The 20,975-nt window shown below is 32.6% G+C and carries 18 protein-coding genes; 2 read left to right on the plus strand and 16 right to left on the minus strand.

Going from position 1 to position 20,975, the window contains the following annotated elements; all coding sequences use genetic code 11:
• Window positions 1-554: 554 nt before the first annotated feature.
• Entirely contained in the window at window positions 555-1,472 is a 918-nt protein-coding gene (locus tag NNH57_RS01230) for a hypothetical protein (protein ID WP_132065808.1), read from the plus strand.
• A gap of 196 nt (window positions 1,473-1,668) precedes the next feature.
• Here NNH57_RS01230 and NNH57_RS01235 read toward each other — a convergent pair whose 3' ends face one another.
• The 7 genes from NNH57_RS01235 to NNH57_RS01265 form a co-directional block, all read right to left on the minus strand.
• Complete coding sequence (locus tag NNH57_RS01235) at window positions 1,669-2,298, minus strand: WbqC family protein (protein ID WP_074408000.1); 630 nt, start codon at window positions 2,296-2,298, stop codon at window positions 1,669-1,671.
• Between the two features lie 17 nt (window positions 2,299-2,315).
• Window positions 2,316-3,881, minus strand: coding sequence for a signal peptidase I (lepB, locus tag NNH57_RS01240; protein WP_074407999.1), 1,566 nt, complete (start codon window positions 3,879-3,881; stop codon window positions 2,316-2,318).
• A 53-nt stretch (window positions 3,882-3,934) separates the two neighbouring features.
• A complete protein-coding gene (dapB, locus tag NNH57_RS01245; RefSeq protein WP_074407998.1) occupies window positions 3,935-4,633 on the minus strand; it encodes a 4-hydroxy-tetrahydrodipicolinate reductase in 699 nt (232 codons plus the stop codon).
• Between the two features lie 46 nt (window positions 4,634-4,679).
• A complete protein-coding gene (locus tag NNH57_RS01250; protein ID WP_074407997.1) occupies window positions 4,680-5,264 on the minus strand; it encodes a DUF5683 domain-containing protein in 585 nt (194 codons plus the stop codon).
• Window positions 5,254-6,168, minus strand: coding sequence for a ParB/RepB/Spo0J family partition protein (locus tag NNH57_RS01255; protein WP_025666300.1), 915 nt, complete (start codon window positions 6,166-6,168; stop codon window positions 5,254-5,256). Before NNH57_RS01255 ends, NNH57_RS01250 begins: the two co-directional genes overlap by 11 nt.
• A 6-nt stretch (window positions 6,169-6,174) precedes the next feature.
• Complete coding sequence (locus NNH57_RS01260; protein ID WP_074407996.1) at window positions 6,175-6,939, minus strand: ParA family protein; 765 nt, start codon at window positions 6,937-6,939, stop codon at window positions 6,175-6,177.
• 140 nt (window positions 6,940-7,079) lie between these two features.
• Window positions 7,080-7,961 (minus strand): SDR family oxidoreductase, encoded by an 882-nt coding sequence (locus NNH57_RS01265; protein ID WP_074407995.1) that lies wholly within the window; start codon window positions 7,959-7,961, stop codon window positions 7,080-7,082.
• A 211-nt stretch (window positions 7,962-8,172) separates the two neighbouring features.
• Between NNH57_RS01265 and NNH57_RS01270 the strand changes: the two genes are divergently transcribed.
• Window positions 8,173-9,894, plus strand: a complete 1,722-nt coding sequence (locus NNH57_RS01270; RefSeq protein ID WP_074407994.1) for a carboxypeptidase-like regulatory domain-containing protein — start codon at window positions 8,173-8,175, stop codon at window positions 9,892-9,894.
• 170 nt (window positions 9,895-10,064) lie between these two features.
• On the opposite strand, the gene scpA is transcribed toward NNH57_RS01270, so the two are convergent.
• The 9 genes from scpA to NNH57_RS01315 form a co-directional block, all read right to left on the minus strand.
• On the minus strand, window positions 10,065-12,194 hold the full coding sequence (gene scpA, locus NNH57_RS01275) for a methylmalonyl-CoA mutase (RefSeq protein WP_108808518.1): 2,130 nt from the start codon (window positions 12,192-12,194) through the stop codon (window positions 10,065-10,067).
• Window positions 12,195-12,315: 121 nt separating this feature from the next.
• On the minus strand, window positions 12,316-12,942 hold the full coding sequence (locus NNH57_RS01280) for a hypothetical protein (RefSeq protein WP_132065810.1): 627 nt from the start codon (window positions 12,940-12,942) through the stop codon (window positions 12,316-12,318).
• 213 nt (window positions 12,943-13,155) lie between these two features.
• On the minus strand, window positions 13,156-13,773 hold the full coding sequence (locus NNH57_RS01285; protein WP_074407991.1) for a hypothetical protein: 618 nt from the start codon (window positions 13,771-13,773) through the stop codon (window positions 13,156-13,158).
• An 86-nt stretch (window positions 13,774-13,859) separates the two neighbouring features.
• Window positions 13,860-15,227, minus strand: a complete 1,368-nt coding sequence (locus tag NNH57_RS01290) for a methylmalonyl-CoA mutase subunit beta (protein WP_108808521.1) — start codon at window positions 15,225-15,227, stop codon at window positions 13,860-13,862.
• Window positions 15,220-15,579: an FtsB family cell division protein gene (locus NNH57_RS01295; protein WP_024768655.1), complete on the minus strand. Its 360-nt coding sequence runs from the start codon at window positions 15,577-15,579 to the stop codon at window positions 15,220-15,222. Before NNH57_RS01295 ends, NNH57_RS01290 begins: the two co-directional genes overlap by 8 nt.
• Window positions 15,580-15,617: 38 nt before the next feature.
• The gene (gene udk / locus NNH57_RS01300) at window positions 15,618-16,226 is read right to left on the minus strand and encodes a uridine kinase (RefSeq protein WP_025666309.1); all 609 of its coding nucleotides are present in this window, start codon (window positions 16,224-16,226) and stop codon (window positions 15,618-15,620) included.
• Window positions 16,227-16,345: 119 nt separating this feature from the next.
• Window positions 16,346-18,262, minus strand: a complete 1,917-nt coding sequence (locus tag NNH57_RS01305; protein ID WP_108808522.1) for an adenylate/guanylate cyclase domain-containing protein — start codon at window positions 18,260-18,262, stop codon at window positions 16,346-16,348.
• A gap of 45 nt (window positions 18,263-18,307) precedes the next feature.
• A complete protein-coding gene (locus NNH57_RS01310; protein WP_074407989.1) occupies window positions 18,308-19,393 on the minus strand; it encodes an anhydro-N-acetylmuramic acid kinase in 1,086 nt (361 codons plus the stop codon).
• A 6-nt stretch (window positions 19,394-19,399) separates the two neighbouring features.
• Window positions 19,400-20,965, minus strand: a complete 1,566-nt coding sequence (locus NNH57_RS01315) for a glycoside hydrolase family 3 protein (RefSeq protein ID WP_074407988.1) — start codon at window positions 20,963-20,965, stop codon at window positions 19,400-19,402.
• Between the last annotated feature and the right edge of the window lie 10 nt (window positions 20,966-20,975).

Genomic DNA, 20,975 nt, shown 5'->3' on the forward strand with positions numbered 1-20,975 from the left:
CTTGTAGAAAAAAACTGTAATTATATTCTAAAATATAATAGTAAATACAATGGCTTCATGAGTAGTCTTTTTTTAGAATCACATATTAAATAACTTTTTAGATGTATTTAAAAAAAGCGTTTATGTGGTACATTTTGCCTCCTATCATCTCGAGCATTTCAACTTTGCTTAATACAGATTCTATCGAGAAGTTATTACTGCAAAATACTATCATTGATGTATTGTTTAATGTGTTAATCATCAGTAAAATTTGATATAAAATGCGTAGTAGTCTCAAGTGAAATTTGAAAAAACGTGTGTTTTATTCGGAAATTAACACAAAAATAACGTTTGTCAGAATCTTCTTCGGAATATGATAAAATTTGAAATAGAAGCATAATTGTGAAATATAATATTTTATATGTTTGGCTGTGTTGTTTACAATTATTTAACATATTAATAATGTAAATAATGTGTTGTAACCGAATTTATTGAATAATCATATTTTTTTAACACGATGATTTAATTGACTATTTGCTAAGACATTTATTTCGATTAAATCAAAAACTCAGCTTATGATGAAAACTATTTTAAAAACAATAATCTTTTGCGCCATCATGGGCGTAACTTTTATTTCTTGCGAAGAGAAAGAAGATCAAATTGCTACTAATGAAGATCAAAATTTAATTGCTTTTGAGCTTGATGATAAAAATCTTATCGGAGCCGCTGCTGTAACACCATTTAATACAGGGTATTATGGGCCATATCAAAGTTATAAAATGCCACAAGGGCAAGAATTTATCGAATGGTCGGTAACAAATCTAAAATGGTTTTTTGGTGTAAATCCAACGGTTTATAATTGGCAGGGAGCAAACACTAACAATATGTATGCGTATTCTAATCCAATGCGAGTATTTATAGGAGAAACCTGGTGGAACAGTATGCTTAATAACTACGATGCTTATACTGCAAAATCAATAATTGCACATGAGTTTGGTCATATTTTGCAATTCAGTAATAATTGGTACTGGGCAAGCGGTAAGAATAAAGAAATAGGAGCAGATTTTTTTGCAGGATATTGGCTAGCAAGTGATGTAGGGCAGGCAATTACCTGGTCGCAAGCTTCTAATGCATTTACGAATTTTTATAATATAGGTAGCCCTGCAGGCGGTTCTCACGGATCAAAAACAGAAAGACAAGCTGCTGCGAAATTAGGATTCTATACAGGGTATTATGCTAACTCTAAAGGGTTTTTAGGATGGGATAAAGTATATAATCTTTTATCAAGATATTGGTATCTCATAGGACAAGGAAATTATTATTATGATATTAGTGGGTACAAGACTCAACATCCAGAATTATATAAGGGATTATCAGAACAAGAAGAAGATTTTATGAATCATCTAATGTCTCATTTTAATGAAATTCAAAAGATTGCTAAGGGAGAAGGAACTAGCAAAGAATATAAAAAGTTCGTAGAAACAACTAAATAATATTGATAAACCTTACATGTCGTCTTAGAGGCCTGTGAGGTTTTATATGAAATTACTAAAAGTTACTTCTGATTATAATCCTTGCATTACATATGCGAGGATTATTCATTTTATGCCATGCAAAAACGTAATTGTCCTTATCAGGTATAGAATCTCTTACGTCTTACGAATCTATCCGGCTCTAGGGTATCGCGTATTATCGATTAAAAATAGATTGATGCTCCAGATAGGTTAGGGCATTGGTCCCTTCGTTAAATATCAAATCCAAAATAGAAAGGTTAGGAATAAAACCATGTTTATCTTCAAAAACCTGGATGTATGGCTGAAGAGCGTCCGATTTTTCTTTTTTTGCATTCACCAGACTTCGCAAATCAGTAGTTTCTTTGGGATCTTTGTCGTATGTAGTAGTTTTAGAAAAAGAAGTGTCTAATTGAAGACAGTCTAGTACGACTTGCATACATTCATAATTAAAATCCAGAAGAAATTCTCTGGGCTTTTCAAATAAATGAACAAATTCATCTTCATAATACTCGAAAAACGGTGAAGTTCTGTAAGCGCTTTCAAGAGATTTCCAATGCAGTGTTTGCCACTGAAAATCGTTCTCTATGCGAACATCTCTATATAATTTCCTTTCTTGCTTTTGACTATGTTTAATAGGAATAGATAATAAAAGCTTACCATTTGCTCCATAGACATAAGTACGATTACGATAGGTTTGTTTTTGATAATTATCTTCATTTTCAAAAACAACAGTATCAGATTGGGCTACAGCTATATATTGTAGTATAGATCCAAAATACGTAGGATGGAGTAGAGATGTTTTCAATTTTATACTACTGAGTGTTAAGCTCCTTTTTTCCTCTTACGATATTGGTTATAGATAATCCAGCCAGCTAAAACGATCAGGAAATATTTAAAATAGGATACGGGTTTTCCACTTCCTCCAACAGTAGTAAACAAGCGTTCCCATCGTATTTTGTTAAAAAGCCCTTTAGCATTAGAATCCCAGCTAAACCATACAAAAACAGGTTTTCCTACAACATGATTGGCAGGAACATAGCCCCATACACGGCTATCTTCACTGTTATGACGATTATCACCCATCATCCAGTAATAATCTTGTTTAAAAGTATAGCTATCTATAGGTTTACCGTTAAGGAGTACTTGCGTACCATTTACAGATAGTTTATTGTCAATTCCCATTTCAGAACCTTCATAGACTTCTATAATTCTTCTGTAAAGAGAAAAACTTTTGAGATCCATTTTCACAGTTTTACCAGCTTCAGGAATATAAATTGCGCCAAAATTATCAGAGTTCCAGTTTACTTTACCGTTATTAGGAAAGATTTTAGGATCTTTTATAGTAGACACATTTCGCTGTATACTTGCTACGTTTTGATGATTTTTAAATCGAGAAGCAGCTTCTTCGGTCATACCGGCAGCACTAAATTGTGAATTGTTATACCCAAACTCGTTCTGCTTTATTTTATAGCGGTTGTATAAATTTTGAAGGTTGAAACTACTACCTTTTGTAGTTCCGGAATATGAAAACTGTAATTGTGCTCGTTCTGGTAGTTTAGTTTGTTTTCCGTTAATATGAACAAAACCATCCACTACAGACAAGGAATCTCCGGGAATACCTACACAACGTTTTACATAATTAGATTTTTTATCTATAGGTTTATAATGATATTTTCCATCGCTATATTGCTGAAAAGCATTTACTGTATCTATTGGCCAGCTAAACACTACAATATCATTACGTTTGATTTTTTGAAAACCAGGTAGTCTAAAATATGGATATTGAGGCTTGTTAGTATATGATTTGGTTCGCACCAAAGGGATTGTATCATGAACCATAGGAAAAGATACTGCTGTCATAGGTGTACGAGCTCCATAATGAAACTTACTAACAAATAAGAAATCCCCTACCAGCAATGTTCTTTCTAAAGAACCGGTAGGAATGGTATAGGGTTGCATAAAATAAGTATGTACTATAGTTGCAGCAACAATGGCAAATAGAATCGAACTAACCCATTCTCCTGTAGCAGTTCTTGGTTTTAGATCCCGATCTTCAATATAGGTTACATCGAGCATGTAGTTTACATAAAAGATATAAAATCCAAGAGTAACGATAACCAGGATAGTATCTGTCGTAGAGTTTTTACCAAAACTTCGTATGGTTTCTACCCAAATAACAGGTAACATAATAACATTAATTACAGGGATAAATAATAGTATTACCCACCACCACTGGCGATTTATAATTTTCATTAAAATTACAGCATTATATACGGGGATAAGAGCTTCCCATGCTTTTCTACCCGCTTTAACGTATAATTTCCAGGTCCCCAGAAAATGAATAACCTGTAGTATCAGAAAAAAAATAAACCACTCTGTAAGTATCATCTTTAAATATATTTTTAATATAAGTACCTTTTCTTAGTAAAGCGTTACACTTTTTATAAGCCTAACACATCTTTCATACTATAAACTCCGGTTTTGTCTTTTAACCATTCGGCTGCTACAACTGCCCCCAACGCAAAACCATTACGATTATGTGCTGTATGTTTAATTTCTATATCATCAACAAGAGAAGAGTATGTTATAGTATGGGTACCAGGAACCTTATCAATTCTTTTTGCAACAATTGGGATGGTGTTTTCATCACCTTGATCCAGTTGCCATGCTTTTTTATCAGTATTTTGAATAACTCCTTCAGCGAGTGTTATCGCAGTACCACTTGGAGCGTCCAGTTTTTCGGTATGATGAATCTCTTCCATAGCTATAGTATATCCTTCTAAAGGATTCATCATCTTGGCAAGTTTTTTATTAAGCTCAAAAAATAAATTTACGCCCAAACTATAATTCGAAGCATAAATAAAACTTCCCTTTTTTTCGTTACATAACTTAAGAATATTATCATAATGATCTAACCACCCTGTTGTTCCGGAGACTACAGGAACATTTGCATTAAAACAATTGGTAATATTATTTACTGCTGCACCAGGAATACTAAAATCTATAGCAACATCGGCTTCAGAAAGATCATATGTGGTATCATCTTTATCTACTTTAAGTACTATGGTATGGCCTCTTTCTATTGCAATCTTTTCTATGGTTTTACCCATTTTTCCATATCCTAGTAGTGCGATTTTCATGTTTTGGTTGATATTAATTCACTAAGCTCTTAAGGATTAGTACTTCTTAAAAACTATAGTTGAGTGATACACCATAATTTGGTCTGGTATCAAACTCGTTAAAATTTATTTTTGGTTTGAACGAGAGATCTTCGGTTACATTATATTGTAATAAGTGAGCCGTAACATTTGCATCTACAATATTTAGAAGATAAACTCCTACCGTTATTAATAGTGATAGCTCTTTATCTCGACGAAAGCGTTCTTGTAATGATATTAATTGATCATTTGTAATATTCGGAAACTCATCATCTGTAAAACCTGCTAATCTACGTTTGTATATATCTCGAAAACGGTTATACTTATTATTATTATCTATATAAAAATAAATACCTGTCCCTAAGGCTGCATATACGATAGGGATTTTCCAATATTTTTTGGTGTATGCCTGCCCCAATCCTGGTAGAACTGCAGAATAAAATGCCGCCCTAGCTGGAGCCAGAGGCTCATAAGGGCGTACTTTCCTTTCCTTTTTTTTCTTTTTTACAGGAACTTCTTCTGTAATAACTTTTAATTCTTCATTTTCTTGAGAAAGAACATTTTGAATAGAAAGTAATACAAAAAAAATAATATAAAAGAATTTAATCTTCACTATTTATAAGTTTCTTTAAGCGTTTAAAATCTTCTTCAGAAGAAAATGGTATAATAAGTTTTCCACTTCCTTTACCAGAAACTTTTATATCAATTTTTGCGCCAAAATAATCCGAGAATTCTTTAACCCCTTTAGCGATGTGTTTTGGTAACTGATTATTCGTAGAAGAAGCCTTGGTATTTGGAGTATCTTCTGTATTGTCATTAAGAGATCTAACTATTTTTTCGGTATCGCGAACAGATAAAGATTTTCCTATAATAGTTTCATATATATCCAGTTGCTGTTGTTGATCTTCTATATTTATCAAAGCGCGACCATGCCCCATAGATATAAAACCATCACGCATACCGGTTTGTACGATAGGATCTAGTTTTAGTAATCTTAGATAATTAGCAATGGTAGATCTTTTTTTCCCTACTCTGTCACTTAATTGCTCTTGTGTTAAACTAATCTCATCGATAAGACGCTGATACGATAAGGCAATTTCTATAGGATCTAAATCCTGTCGTTGAATATTCTCTACCAATGCCATTGTTAACGACTCCTGGTCATTGGCGATACGAATATATGCGGGTATTTTCTTTAATCCAGCTAATTTTGAAGCTCGAAAACGGCGTTCCCCACTTACTAACTGATAATTGTCAAAATCTAATTTACGAACCGTGATAGGTTGTATAACGCCAACTTCTTTTATAGAAGTCGCAAGTTCTCGTAATGTTTCATCATTAAAACTAGTACGAGGTTGAAATGGATTTACATCTATACTATCCAGATCTAATTCTATGATATTACCAACTACTTTATCGGCATTTTTATCTTCTACCGATTTTATGTCATTTTCGGGATCTTTTAATAGTGCCGATAATCCTCTTCCTAATGCCTGCTTTTTGGTTGCCTTCGCCATGAATCCTTAACTATTTTTCTTAATAATTTCGTGTGCCAAACTTAAGTAATTACTGGCACCTTTACTAGAAGCATCATAATTAATTATGCTTTCACCATAACTTGGCGCCTCACTTAAACGGATATTTCTCTGAATGATAGTTTTAAACACCATTTCATTAAAGTGTTTTTGAACTTCTTCTACCACCTGATTAGATAATCTTAATCTAGAATCATACATCGTTAGTAATAATCCTTCGATATCCAAATTTTTATTATGGATTTTTTGTACGCTTTTTACTGTATTTAAAAGTTTTCCAAGCCCTTCTAATGCAAAATACTCACATTGAATAGGAATCATTACCGAATCAGCAGCGGTTAACGCATTTAGAGTTAACAAGCCGAGAGAAGGTGCACAATCAATTAGGATATAGTCATATTTTGACTTTAACCCTTCAATTGCTTTTTTCATCATATACTCACGTTGATCTTTATCAACAAGCTCTATTTCTATTGCAACCAAGTCGATATGTGCTGGGATAATATGCACATTTGGAGAATTGGTTTCTAAAATAGCATCTTCAGGATTTATAGTATGCTCCAGAATTTGATACGTCCCTTTTTCAACACTTTCAACATCTAGTCCTAGTCCAGAAGTCGCATTGGCCTGTGGATCTGCATCGATCAGGAGTACTTTTTTCTCTAAAACACCTAGAGAAGCCGCTAAGTTTACAGAAGTGGTTGTTTTACCTACACCACCTTTTTGATTTGCAATTGCTATTATTTTACCCATAAGGGGAGATTTGGATTTATAGCGATAAAAATACAATTTATTATATATTATAAAAATGAAAAATGTTAACAGTAGGAAATAAAAAAGACCATCCCCCTTTAAGGATGGTCTAACGTACTTCTATTATTGTTAATAAATACTTATTTATTTTTTTTTGCTCTGATCATTGCTTCCAGTTGATCCCACATTTCTTCAGGGATTTGTTCAAGAAGATTAAATTGTCCTGCTCCTTTTAGCCATTCACCACCATCTAGTGTAACGACTTCACCATTAACGTATGCAGAAAAATCTGATACCAGATACGCTGCAAGATTAGCAAGCTCCTGGTGGTCTCCTACACGAGCCAAAGGTACCTGTTTAGCCATATCAATTTTATCTTTTAAATCTCCCGGTAAAAGGCGATCCCATGCTCCTTTTGTAGGAAAAGGACCTGGAGCGATCGCATTAAAACGCATTCCGTATTTTGCCCATTCTACAGCTAGTGATCGAGTCATTGCTAAAACTCCTGCTTTTGCCGTAGCACTAGGCACGACATATGCCGAACCTGTCCAGGCATATGTAGTAACGATATTTAAAACAACAGTATTTTTGTACTTGTTTTTAATCCAGTGTTTTCCGAAAGCAAGCGTACAGTTTTTAGTCCCTTTTAATACAATATCAATAATGATATCAAAAGCACGATGTGATAAACGTTCTGTGGGAGAAATAAAATTACCAGCAGCATTATTAAGTAACACATCTACCGAACCAAAAGCTTCAAGAACCTGGTCTCTCATTGCTTCTACTTGATCATATTCTCTTACATCACATTGCAGAGGCAAACAGGTACCCCCTGTTTCTGATTCTAATTCTTTGGCGGTATTTTGTAATTTTTCTAAATTACGTGAAGTAATGGCGACATTGGCTCCAAGTTCTAGAAAGTATCTAGTCATAGACTTTCCTAATCCGCTACCTCCACCAGTAACAACAATATTTTTTCCTTTTAGTGCTCCGTCACGAAGCATTTTATCTTTATAATTCATAATATGTATCAGTATTCTGCTAAGATAACAAGTTATAACCATAAACTATGCATGCATAGTTTATTTTTGTTTTCTTTTTAATGTTTAGCTAAAATACTATTATTTATGATCTTAAACTATTGTTAATTGCTTGTTATAAATATTGATGTGGTATTGTTTTTGAAGTTTTTTTGACACACAATGAATACTAATTTGTTAAAACTTTCAACAAATGCAGTCAAAAAATACTAGTATTAGATTAACAGTTTTACTTTTTTTAGTTGCCGGAAATTTTATTTTTGGTCAATCTTCATCTTTAAGAAAGATTTCTGGTTATGTAACACATAATAAAATTCCTTTGCAAAATGTTCATGTTTCTGTGAAAGATGGGAGTCGAAAATCTGTTACAGATGAAAAAGGGTATTATTTCATTGAAGCTTCCAAAAGAGAGATTATTCAGTTTTCATTTATGGGAATGACACAAATAGAAATAGTAGTAGAAGATGTTACTAAGTTTCTAAATGTTAAGATGGTTAAAGAGGTTAATTCACTTAGTGAGGTTTTGGTTAAAGGGAATAAAAAAGAAAAGCCCTCTGAAAAAGAAAAGCTTTCTAAAGTATCAAAAATTTCAACTGTTAATGGAGATATTGACGTAAGAAATACACCGTATAATATTAATATTATAAAAGGCGAAGACCTCTGGTTTGGCGCTACAGATCTTATTGAGGCAATGCGTGGTAGAGTGATTTTTTATGGTGAAGGATGGGATGGGATAGAAATGAATAAGAGAATTAGGTTAAGACCTAGAACTATAAATAGCCAAAATTATGCAATATGGGATATCGATGGTTTTGTTACAGAAGATCTTATCTACGTTGATGTTGCCGATGTGGATTACATAGCTGTAATAAGATCACCAGCTGCTACTGTTAAGTATGGAATGAGGGGCTCTGGAGGTGTGATTGTTGTAAGGACAAAAAGTACAAGGAGAAAAAAAAGATGGAAAAAAGAATTAAAGGAGGTGAGAAAATCTTTATATGCATATGATGCAATGGCTTATAAACCTAGATTCTTCGATACAGAATATATGAAAAAGCTAGATGTTGTGCCAGACAATGAGTTGTATGATCTCTACAAAACTTTATTATCAAAACATAAAAATTCACCAGATTTTTATCTTGATGTTTCTGATTTTTTCAGAATTAAAAAAGGAAAAAAGAAACTTTCTTTAAAAGTTTTGGACGACATGGAGAAGGTCTTTGACAAAAATCCAGAGATTCTTAAAGCTTTGGCATATACCTATGATGCTATGGGAGAGAAAAAAAGAGCAATAGATACATACTATAAGATCATTTACCTTAGACCATCCTACGCACAATCTTTTAGAGACCTTGCCAATGCATATGTAAAGAATAAACAATATGATGAAGGTTGGGATATGTATATGAGATATTTGCAAAGAGGCCATAAACTTGAAAATAAAGGTATAGAACAAATTGTTTACAGTGAAATGCACTCTTTATATTCGAAGAAAAAAGAGATTTCCGAAATAAAAGAAGCGTTTATCCCAAAAGATAATGAAGATATAAATGAAAGTGATCTTCGTATTGTTCTTGAATGGAATACTTCTGAAGCCGAATTCAATTTAGAATTTGTAGACCCAAGATTATACACTTCTACTTATGAAAATTCTTTAGAAAAAAATAGTAGCCGTATTGCAGATCAAAAGTCAAAAGGATATTCATCTGAAGAATTTTTTGTTTATGATACGAGTGGAGGTGACTGGCTTATTAATATTACTTATTTAGGGAATAAAAAATATACTCCTACATATTTAAAAGCTGCAGTATACAGAAATTGGGGTCGAAAAAATCAAACCAAAGAAATTAGAGTATTTAAACTTACCCAACTCAACTATAAAATACAACTTTTTAATTTTAAACCGAATTTATGACTACTATTTTTGTGATTAAAATTGATGAGTAATTTGATTACATATTAATAATATTTTTAATCAATAGATATTGTATAAAGATTAAAGAGCCGAGATAAAAGAATCTTGGTTTTTGCAGCAAAGTGGTCTTGTTTCTGATACCTCGATGGCTCTGAGGTAGTTCATTTTTTCTAAAAAGTAGATATCAAAATCTCTAAAATAGTGATTGCTGCATCACTTATTTTTGTTCCGGGTCCAAAGATAGCAACTGCTCCAGCTTCGAAGAGAACATCATAGTCATCAGGAGGAATTACACCACCAACAATAACCATTATATCTTCTCTTCCATATTTTTTAAGCTCTTCTACAATTTGCGGAACCAAAGTTTTGTGCCCTCCTGCCAGTGAAGATACACCTACAATATGTACATCATTTTCTACAGCTTGTTTTGCGGCTTCAATCGGGGTTTGAAATAGTGGGCCTATATCTACATCAAAACCTACATCAGCATAACTGGTTGCAACCACTTTTGCGCCACGATCATGCCCATCTTGCCCCATTTTGGCAATCATAATCCTTGGTCTTCTACCTTCTAATTTGGCATATTGATTTGCTAATTCTCTCGCTTTATTAAAAGAAGCATCATCTTTTATTTCTTTTGCATACACTCCTGTAAATGATTTGATTTCTGCTTTGTATCTTCCGAATTCTTTTTCTAAGGCATCACTGATTTCTCCTAAAGTAGCTCTCAGTCTTGCTGCTTCTATAGCTAAAGCTAACAAATTTTGATGCTCATTAGTTGCTGCTATGGTTAAATTTTTCAACGCATCTTGTACAGCCTGCTCATCTCTCGAAGTTTTTACTTTGTTAAGCCCTTCTATTTGCTGGGTTCTCACAGCTTGATTATCTACTTTTAAAGTACTAATAGCCTCTTCTTCTTCTAATTTAAATTTATTAACTCCTATGATTACATCTTGTTCGCTATCGATTCTTGCTTGTTTACGTGCGGCAGCTTCTTCTATTCTCATTTTAGGAATTCCTGCTTCAATAGCCTTGGTCATTCCTCCCAGTTCTTCTACTTCTTCAATAAGTTTCCAGGCTTTTTCAGCAATATCATTGGTTAGAGATTCTACATAATAACTTCCTGCCCATGGATCCACCGTGCGCGTAATTTGAGTTTCTTCTTGTAGGTATATTTGTGTATTTCTAGCAATTCTTGCAGAAAAGTCTGTAGGTAATGCAATGGCTTCATCGAGCGCATTGGTGTGTAAACTTTGTGTTCCACCAAAGGCAGCAGCACTTGCTTCTATGCATGTACGAGCCACATTATTAAATGGATCTTGAGCAGTAAGGCTCCATCCACTGGTTTGACAATGCGTACGGAGCATTAAAGATTTTGGATTTTTTGGGTTAAATTGTTTAATCAATTTAGCCCATAGCATACGTGCAGCACGCATTTTAGCAATTTCCATAAAATGATTCATGCCAATTGCCCAAAAGAAAGAAAGACGCGGTGCAAATGAATCGACATCCATACCAGCTTCGATTCCTTTTCTAATATACTCTAATCCATCTGCTAATGTGTAAGCCAATTCTATATCACAGGTAGCACCTGCTTCCTGCATGTGGTATCCAGAGATACTTATAGGATTAAATTTTGGCATATTCTTAGAACAGTATTTAAAAATATCACCAATAATTCGCATAGATGGAGTAGGAGGGTATACATAAGTATTACGTACCATGAACTCTTTTAAGATATCATTTTGGATGGTCCCGGAGAGTAAATTTTTATCAACACCTTGTTCTTCTGCAGCTACAATATAAAATGCCATAATAGGCAAAACAGCTCCATTCATAGTCATAGAAACAGACATTTTATCGAGTGGAATCTGATCAAATAGAACTTTCATGTCTTCTACTGTATCGATTGCTACTCCTGCCATACCTACATCACCAAAAACACGTTCATGATCACTGTCATATCCACGGTGTGTAGCCAAATCAAAAGCTACAGATAGTCCTTTTTGCCCTGCGGCAAGGTTTCTGCGATAAAAAGCATTACTTTCTTCTGCCGTAGAAAACCCTGCATATTGTCGTATTGTCCAAGGCCTACGAACATACATTGTTGAGTATGGGCCCCTTAAATAGGGAGGAATCCCGGCAGAAAAATTAAGATGATCTAGATCTTTAATATCTTCTTTTTCGTAAAAAGATTTTATATCAACTCCCTCTGAAGTAGTAAATGTAGAAATTTGCTGCTGTCTTTTAGGGATAGCTTCTTTTGGTAATTGGATATGCTGTACGTCTTTTCTATTCATTACTCAAAGCCTCATTTTTAAAAATGATAAATTAACAAGGCTATAAAATTAAGGTTTTAAAAACGATTTTTATTAAAAAAAAACGGTTTCAAGTTTAAGTTTTTTGAGAATAGTGCAAAAATTACTTAAATGCCTTTTCGATTACCATTAAGATAGAGTAGTATACATCAAAGGCTATAAAGTTTTTTATTTCTATTGCACAAAACTCTTTATCAGGAATATAATAGATTCTTTGCGAGATTAATGATGTGCTTACATTACCATCCTCCTCGAGGGTAGAGATAATATCTTTAAAATCATCACTATCACTTGTGTTTTTAAGACATTGAATAAACCCACCTCTATAATTGAAAATTAAGATTTCTTCTCCGTTTTTTTTAGTTGTGGTAGGAGTAGATTTTTTTATAGCTTCTTGATTTTCGTATTCGCTTAATTTGATCCAAAGAGAGTTTTTGTTATTGGCAATTTTTTTGAATTCTCGAGCGAGTTTAATAGAGTTATCAGAGGGAAGTTTTCTTAAGTCAAGAGATAAACTAGCAACTTCGGCTAAGAAAGTTCTGTAAGTTTTTATAGAGTCTGTACCAAATTTATAATGTGTAAATAGGTCATTCTCAAAAGAGTCATATGCTTTTTTTATTATACCGGTTTCATCTACACTAAGGCAGTCATAACCAGACTGAGAATAAGTCACCTTTATGCATACCAATAAAGTTATGACTATAATTCTAGATCTAATCTTAAGGGGCATTGATTTAGATTTAGTAATGTTAATGTATAGGCTAAATTTTATAATTCAGTTGGGAAGTTAACAATAAGTTGGCAAATATTAACGTTTTATTGTATTTTTTTCTTAAATCCGAAATTATTGTTATTGTTTTTTATGAAATCAATGAAGCTGTAAAATAGAGTATAACACTCTAACAACACTTATATGTAGTGGTGTTATATTTCCTTTAGGTGATTAACCAAATGCTTTTTCTATTACCAATAAAATAGAATAATAGATATCAAAAGCGATGAAACTTTTTACTTCGAGGGTGTTAAACTCTTCTCTTGGTAAGTCGTGTAATCTTTGTGCAATTAGAGAAGGGCTTACGTTACCATCGAGCTCTAAAGTATTTACAATATCCTTAAATCCTTCACTATTACTATTGTTTTTAAGACATTGAATAAACCCACCACGATAATTAAATGTCAAAACTTCTTCTTCTTGACTCGTATTTGGGGTAGAAGTATTTTTTGAAGCGACCATTTCTTCATCATACTGACTTAATAAAACCCAAAGAGAGTTTCTATCGGTAGCTTTTTTCTTATATATGCGTGCTAATTGTATAGAGTTCTTAGAAGGGAGTTCTCTTAGATTTATAGATAGATTGTATACTTCATTAAGAAACGTTTGATACGTTCTTATGGTGTCGTTGTTAAATTTATAGTGATGAAATAAATCTTTTTCGAAAGAATCAAAAGATTGTTTTAGCAGTCCTTGATTGTCAATATTGAGGCAGTCAAAATTTTGTTCAGTGGTTTGAGTATTACCTGTAGTACATATAAATAGAACTAAAAAAAATAATACAACCATATATTTAATCTTTAGGGGCATGAGATTAATATTTAGTTATAATAAGTATTTCTTACTTGTAAAGTACGAAAAATTAACGACTTATGCTATGGGTTTATGGTTTTTCTTTCTATTTCTAGAGACAATCTTTTTGTTATTATAGGGGATAAAAGTGTTTTTCGAACTCTTTTTTCTGGAAATACTGATTTTTGAAATTCAGGAATATGTTCTTCGGGGTTTTGATATTTATTGGTTCCTGTTAGTATAATTTTTTGATTATCGAATAGCTCTTGCTCTTTTTCTGCGCTTTCTTTTATTTTTTTCTGAATAATTCCAGATTTTAATTGCTTCAAGAAACCACCGTTTTCTTCTATATTTTTAAATAGTGATAAAGCCTTATCTGCCATTTGTTGTGTTAAACTCTCAATATAATAAGATCCCGAAGCAGGATTAGTAACCAGATCAAAGTAGCTTTCGTTTTTTAGCACCAAAAGTTGATTTAAAGAAATTCTTGTTCCAAAATCATTTTCAAGATGATAAATATCATCATAAGGTAGATTTTGAATGGTATCAGCACCGCCTAATATTGCACTCATACATTCTGTAGTAGTACGTAGCATATTTACGTTATAATCCAGGATGGTCTTATTTCTGTATGATGGATATGCCAAAATATGACACTCAGTTATAGCGTTATACGCTGGTGCCAATGTGCTCCATAATATTCTAAGTGCTCTTAGTTTAGCAATTTCAAAAAAGTAATTACCGCCTACCGCAACTTTAAAAACTACAGGTGCTTTTTCTAAACTTGTACTTGATGTGTTTTCAAAATGATTTAAATATTCATTAGCATGAGCTAACCCATACGCTAATTGTTGTACCATTGTAGCGCCGGCATTTTGATATAACCCTATATCAATACTAATCTTATTTTTAAGACGATCATTTTTAATGATTTGTTCTAATGCAGTATGATCTTCTTGTAGCGTTTTATACCAGTTTCCGGTACTCGCCAGGTTATTAATAATATCGGTTAAAATATGAATATTTAGACTAACTTCTTTGGCAATATCATTTAGTTGCTGAATATAAGAAGGAGAAAGAAATTTAGTTTCTATAAAAACAGAAGTAGCAGCAGTAATATGTTGTAAAAGGCTTTTTGGATCAATATCTTCTTGTGAGATTACAAAATGAATACTTTCGGCACCTTTTTTAATAGCTTCAAGTGCTTTTTGATTACCAATAATTGCTGAATTAACTACTATTTTCAAACAATTTTCCCAAGTAGAAGGATGCGCTACAGAACTGTTTTCTATAGTATCTTCCTGGTTATAAAAAGGCTTTATGTCAATACCTTCTAAAGATTTATAAATCAATGCTTCATTATAATCTGCACCTTTGAGATCAAATTGAATTTTTTGTTTCCATTGTTTTGCAGAAACTGTTTCAAAACTATCGAATAGGGATTTAGTCATCTTTTTTGTTTTTAGGTACACTATCTTCATACTCAATAATGTATATTTCTTCATTATCTCGCTTCATAAAATATTCTTCTCTCGCGAATTTTTCAAGCTCGCTACTGTCTTTTAATACCTTAATATCTTTCTGATCTTTTACAATCTCCTTCATATAGTATTCTTTATTATCTTCAAGTTCCTGAATCTCTTCATCTAGCTCTCTGTGAATCAACCAGGAATTAGTGTCAAAAAACAGCATCCAAACTATAAATAACAGAATAATGAGTACATATTTATTTAAAAATATGGCAAATATCGGGATCAACGCCGGTTTATTTTTTAGTTTTTGAAAATATTGTTTTAGCTTCAATCTAATAGAGAATAATATTTGTTGTAAAGGTACAAAAGTTAATTCAAGCGTTCTTTGATAATGGTACGTACAATATCAATAGCTACATTATTATAGTTGTTGTTGGGTATAATAAGGTCGGCAAATTCTTTGGTTGGATCAATGAATTGTTGATGCATAGGTTTTAAAGTGTTTTGGTATCGATCCAAAACCTCATCCATGTCACGTCCGCGTTCTGCAATATCTCTTTTTAATCTTCGTATTAAGCGTTCATCACTATCGGTTTGTACATATATTTTGATATCGAACATCTCCCGTATTTTAGGATTGGTAAGTATCAAAATTCCTTCAACAATGATTACTTTGCTTGGTGCTGTACTAACGGTTTCACTAGTACGATTATGTTCTACAAAAGAATATACGGGTTGTGCTATTGTTTCTCCTTTTCTAAGTGCAGCCAAATGTTGACCTAATAGCTCAAAATCTATAGATTGTGGATGATCAAAATTTATTTTAACTCGTTCTTCGTAAGTGAGATGACTTGTATCCTTATAATATGAGTCTTGTGATATGACACATACTTCATTCTCTGGTAATTCATTTACAATTTGATTCACAACAGTAGTTTTACCACACCCTGTTCCTCCGGCGATACCGATAATTAGCATTTCTGATTTTTTTGACAAATTTAAAGATTGTTTTTGAGTTTTGAAGAGGATGTGTTTGTGAGTTTTTAATATTCGTATAGTAACTTATATGTTAAATAGATAAAAAAGACTTCTTATATTTATTGGATAAGCATAATTTTTATGGGTTGAGATCTTCCTTTTACTTTTACTTCGATAGAAGGTTGAGTGTGTTTTGGTATAGGGTTTAAATTCTTATAGACTTCTTCAGTAATGATTAACTGAGTTTTGTATTCTTTATTTAACTGTTCTACACGACTGGCAATGATAACTGGATTTCCGGTTACAGAATATTGTTTTCTAGTTTCATTTCCTACATTACCAGTAACTACATAACCTGCATGAAGCCCAATACCAACTTTTGTCTCTAGTATGTGTTTTGAATCATTTTGCTTTCTTATCTCTATAAGGATTTCTTTGGCAGCTAAAAATGCATTCTGACAGTCATTTTCGTGTGATACGGGAGCTCCAAATGTAGCCATAAAACCATCGCCTAAAAGTTGATTGATAGTACCGTTGTATTTTTGAATGATATCAATCATAAACCCAAATACGTCGTTTTGATATTTAATTAGCTCTTCTGGATTAAGTCTTTCAGCAAGAGATGTAAAATCTCTAATATCAAGAAACATAATACAAACAAAACGATTTTCTCCGGGATTATTAGGGTCATTTGTTAATAACTCTGTAGCAATATCAATAGATAGTTGTTGTTTTAGCAGTTTAATAATCTTTTGCTCAGCATCTATCAATTTGCTTTTGGTTTTATTGAGATCGTTATGAACGATTGTCAGTTTTTTATGTTCTCGTTTTTTCGAAATATAAAAATATAATGTCACTAGTGTACTAATCAAGATTAGTAGGGTAACTATGATAGAAGTGTTTCGTAGTTGAACCTGTCTTTCTTTTTCTTTCTGTATAACTTTTACATTAAGGTCGGCAACTATTTTTTGTTGTTTAAGAAGAAAAATTTCTTTTGCTTTTTGCTCACTTTCGAATATGGTTTTTAAACTATCTTCTTCCATTTTTTGAGAGAGCTCCTGATATAATTTATAATATACCAGAGATTGTTCAAAATTTTCTTCTTTAGTATACCCAATTAAAATATCCTTAATCTTCTTTTTCTTGATTCGTAATGATTCTTGTGCATTTTTTACAGATATTGTTTTAGTATCCAATACTTGGTGTGATGAGTTATCTATTTCCGAATTTACATCATTCCTTGGCTTTGTTTCGATCTCAGAAATTGCTTCTTTCAGGAATTGTTGTGCTTTTACATGTTGATCTAAGCTATCAAGTAAAACAGCAATTTTTAATTGTAATTCATTAATCTTATTCGTTTCTCCTTCATTTTTTAATAAGTTAATGGCATTTTTATAATTGGAAATGGCACCTAAAAAATTTCTATTATTTTCTTTCTGTTTTCCGAGTTCAATTTCCGCTTCAATTTTAATTTCGGCTACAGTTTCATTAATAGTTTGGCCTATCTTTAGAGTTTTAAAAGTTTTTGAAAAAAAAGATTCTTTAACCTTTCCAGCTTCAATTAGAATTTGAATTTTCTTTAAATAAATTTCGGCTTCATCAAAATAGATTTGATGATTAATCTTTTCTGATATTGATTTTGCGTCAATTAGATTTTTTTGGGATTCAATATATTTTTTACGATCATAGTATAATTTACCTATTTGAAGATAGGCTTGTGCCTGATGATGGCGTTCATTAGGATTAATAGTATTGGATTTGATAAAAATATTATCACTTAAAATACGTGCTCTTCTGGCATATTTTAACGCTTTATTTGATCCTTGTTCATAATAATATAAGGTTAGCTGGTTTAAGGCTTTTAATCTATCAAGACCATAAAGGTTTTTATGTTTAGCTTCTATTTGCTCAATCGAAAATTCTTGAGCTTTGATGTGCTGAGGGAATAACGAGCATATTATGAACACCAGAATTATATTAGCGTATACTAAATTTAATTGACTGGGTAGTGTTCTTGAAATTTTTCTTTTACTCATTAAAAATTACTAATACTTCCTTTTTTATTTCAAAAATAATGAAAATTAGGATGGCCTGTAGGTTACCCCTGCAGAAGAATTTTTCCTTGCTCCGGTAACAGATTGCAGGCAATTCACTTCATTTCTCTCTCTAAGTACTCCCATAAAAGCAAAGATCAGCGCTTCTTTAAAATCAATAATCTCTTCTGAAGGAATTATGACAGTTGCAAAACCATCTAATTTTTGTTGCAATAGTTCGATAAGAAAATCATTTTTTGTACCACCACCAGTTACCAGTATAGAACTGTTTTTATGCTTAGTTTTTTTAATTGCATCTGCTATTTGAGTTGTAATATGATGAACAGCTGTATGTAAAAGATTTTCTGCGGAATCTTGATTATGAACTATAATAGGAATCATTTCTTCTGTAAACCATTCATATCCCAAAGATTTTGGAAACGGAAGCTTATAATACGATAGATTATTTAAAGTATCTAGTAAGGTAGGATTTAAGGTACCTGTTTTAGCGATTGCCCCACCTTTATCATATACTTTATCTATAGTCGAACAGATAAAATTAAGTAACATATTGGCGGGCGAAATATCATAAGCAATTCTTTTTTTGTCAGTATTAAAAGAGACATTACTAATTCCACCAAGATTAAGACAAAAAGCATATTGACCAAATAACAATTGATCGCCTATAGGAACCAAAGGAGCTCCCTGACCACCCAGAGCAACGTCGTTGGTTCTAAAATCACAGATTACTTTTTGCCCACATGCATTGGCCAGATGTTGGCCAGATCCTATTTGATATGTTAACCCAATCTCGGGTTGATGAAAAACAGTGTGACCATGACTGGCAACAAAATCTACATTAATATTATTTTTAGTTATGAATTTTTTAACCTGATTGCCTAGCCAGCTTCCATATTCGTTATGAAAAGCCAATAAAGCTGTAGGTTCGAGATGGACTGTGTTTTTTAATTGTTCTTTAAACGTTACATCATAATCAATGCTATCAGTATTAGTAATAGAGAATGTCCAGGTATCATTTTTCTTTTTAAATGTACAACAGGCAATATCCAATCCATCTAGTGAGGTTCCAGACATTAAACCGATCACGGTGTATTCATTTTTAATCGAATTCATATCTTTTTATATTGAAAGTTGTACAGGAGATAGACCAATGGCTTTATGTTGCCCAAGAAAGTGTTTGGCTGCAATCTCCTGAAAAGTTTTAAAGTCTTGATATACAAGTACTATGTTGCTTATATTCTTAGTTGATAATACTCTCAAAACATATGGGTTACCGAACAAATATAAAGTTACATTTTTTGTCTTACTTAGTTTTTCTATAGTTTGCTGTGTTTCTGGATCTATACCAAACTCACGCATTGGTTTTATCGAAGGAGGAAATAATGCTATAAGGATATTATTGCTAGAAATAGTAGTAGAGAAAGGTAGAGTATACCTCATTTTGGTAAACTGTTTAGATCGATTAATTTCTTCAAAAAAAGTACAATCTTCACTATTTCCTATAACTACGGCTTCAAAATCTTCGATATTAAATTTTTCAAAACTTTCTTTATCCGATTTATAGTGGGTAAGGGATGCTTTGGCGATGCTATTATTTAGAGAAGTAGTTTTTTTAGAATCAAAAGTAGGATCCGAGATATTTTTTTTAAATGCATCTTTTTTCAGTTTTTGAACTCTTGTAAAACTTTCCTCAATTTGCTGGTCAGTTGCATTTTTTTCTATGGTACGAATACCTTCTGCTACGTGTTCTGCAAAGCATAGAATATCATTACCAGCATCAAATGCTTTCCACTCTAGCATTCCTTTTTCGGGATATAATTTAGATACACTATGCATATTAAGGGCATCAGAAATAACAGCACCTTCAAAACCTAATTCATTTCTTAATACTCCTTTAATAATATCTTTTGACAAAGTAGCCGATGTGTCTTTTCCGTTGGTTAAAGAAGGTACGGCCAGATGCCCGATCAAAATACTATCAATTCCTGATGCTATTGCTTTTATAAATGGATACAGTTCTTCGTCAAATAATTCTTGTCGGGATTTGGAGATTACCGGAAGTCCAAGATGCGAATCTACAGCGGTATCCCCATGTCCCGGAAAATGTTTAAAACAGCCTAAAACCCCCGAAGCTTTAAGCCCTTTGTATAATGCTAAAGATTTAAGAGTAATCTGTTCTTTTTTTTCACCAAAAGAGCGATAACCAATTACAGGATTATTAGGATTGACATTAATATCGGCCACTGGAGCCAAATTAAGATGAATTCCTATGCTTTTAAGATCATTTCCTATATATTTCCCTACTTCAGTAATCAAATTTGATTGATCATCGGGGATTGCTCCTAATGTTATGGCATAAGGATATTGAGGAGTATTCTCTACCCGCATAGCTAAACCCCATTCTGCATCAATACTAATGAGTAGTGGAGTAGGAGCTATGTTTTGATAATGTGTTATAAGTTCTGCAAGTCGCTTAGCACTGTTTTCATTTCGAATAACTTTTTTCTTACCTTCAAAATTGGTAGCAGCACTAGCTCTACTATGAAAAAAGGTAAGGCCTCCTACTTTGTAGTCTAGTATTAATTTTTCAACTTCTTTTATTTCCTGATCCGTATCATTAATAAATGCAGCAGGAAAGAAAAACTGACCAATTTTTTCGGTTTTCGAAAGGCTGGATAGATTCATTACTCGTATT

The sequence above is a fragment of the Aquimarina spinulae genome, assembly GCF_943373825.1.
Lineage (GTDB): Bacteria > Bacteroidota > Bacteroidia > Flavobacteriales > Flavobacteriaceae > Aquimarina > Aquimarina spinulae.

Excerpts from the sequence above, each read along its gene's own strand:
- NNH57_RS01230 (WP_132065808.1), top strand. The coding sequence starts at position 555 with ATGATGAAAACTATTTTAAAAACAATAATCTTTTGCGCCATCATGGGC.
- lepB (WP_074407999.1), bottom strand. The coding sequence starts at position 3,881 with ATGATACTTACAGAGTGGTTTATTTTTTTTCTGATACTACAGGTTATT.
- dapB (WP_074407998.1), bottom strand. The coding sequence starts at position 4,633 with ATGAAAATCGCACTACTAGGATATGGAAAAATGGGTAAAACCATAGAA.
- NNH57_RS01255 (WP_025666300.1), bottom strand. The coding sequence starts at position 6,168 with ATGGCGAAGGCAACCAAAAAGCAGGCATTAGGAAGAGGATTATCGGCA.
- NNH57_RS01260 (WP_074407996.1), bottom strand. The coding sequence starts at position 6,939 with ATGGGTAAAATAATAGCAATTGCAAATCAAAAAGGTGGTGTAGGTAAA.
- NNH57_RS01265 (WP_074407995.1), bottom strand. The coding sequence starts at position 7,961 with ATGAATTATAAAGATAAAATGCTTCGTGACGGAGCACTAAAAGGAAAA.
- NNH57_RS01270 (WP_074407994.1), top strand. The coding sequence starts at position 8,173 with ATGCAGTCAAAAAATACTAGTATTAGATTAACAGTTTTACTTTTTTTA.
- scpA (WP_108808518.1), bottom strand. The coding sequence starts at position 12,194 with ATGAATAGAAAAGACGTACAGCATATCCAATTACCAAAAGAAGCTATC.
- NNH57_RS01280 (WP_132065810.1), bottom strand. The coding sequence starts at position 12,942 with ATGCCCCTTAAGATTAGATCTAGAATTATAGTCATAACTTTATTGGTA.
- NNH57_RS01285 (WP_074407991.1), bottom strand. The coding sequence starts at position 13,773 with ATGGTTGTATTATTTTTTTTAGTTCTATTTATATGTACTACAGGTAAT.
- NNH57_RS01290 (WP_108808521.1), bottom strand. The coding sequence starts at position 15,227 with ATGACTAAATCCCTATTCGATAGTTTTGAAACAGTTTCTGCAAAACAA.
- udk (WP_025666309.1), bottom strand. The coding sequence starts at position 16,226 with ATGCTAATTATCGGTATCGCCGGAGGAACAGGGTGTGGTAAAACTACT.
- NNH57_RS01305 (WP_108808522.1), bottom strand. The coding sequence starts at position 18,262 with ATGAGTAAAAGAAAAATTTCAAGAACACTACCCAGTCAATTAAATTTA.
- NNH57_RS01310 (WP_074407989.1), bottom strand. The coding sequence starts at position 19,393 with ATGAATTCGATTAAAAATGAATACACCGTGATCGGTTTAATGTCTGGA.
- NNH57_RS01315 (WP_074407988.1), bottom strand. The coding sequence starts at position 20,965 with ATGAATCTATCCAGCCTTTCGAAAACCGAAAAAATTGGTCAGTTTTTC.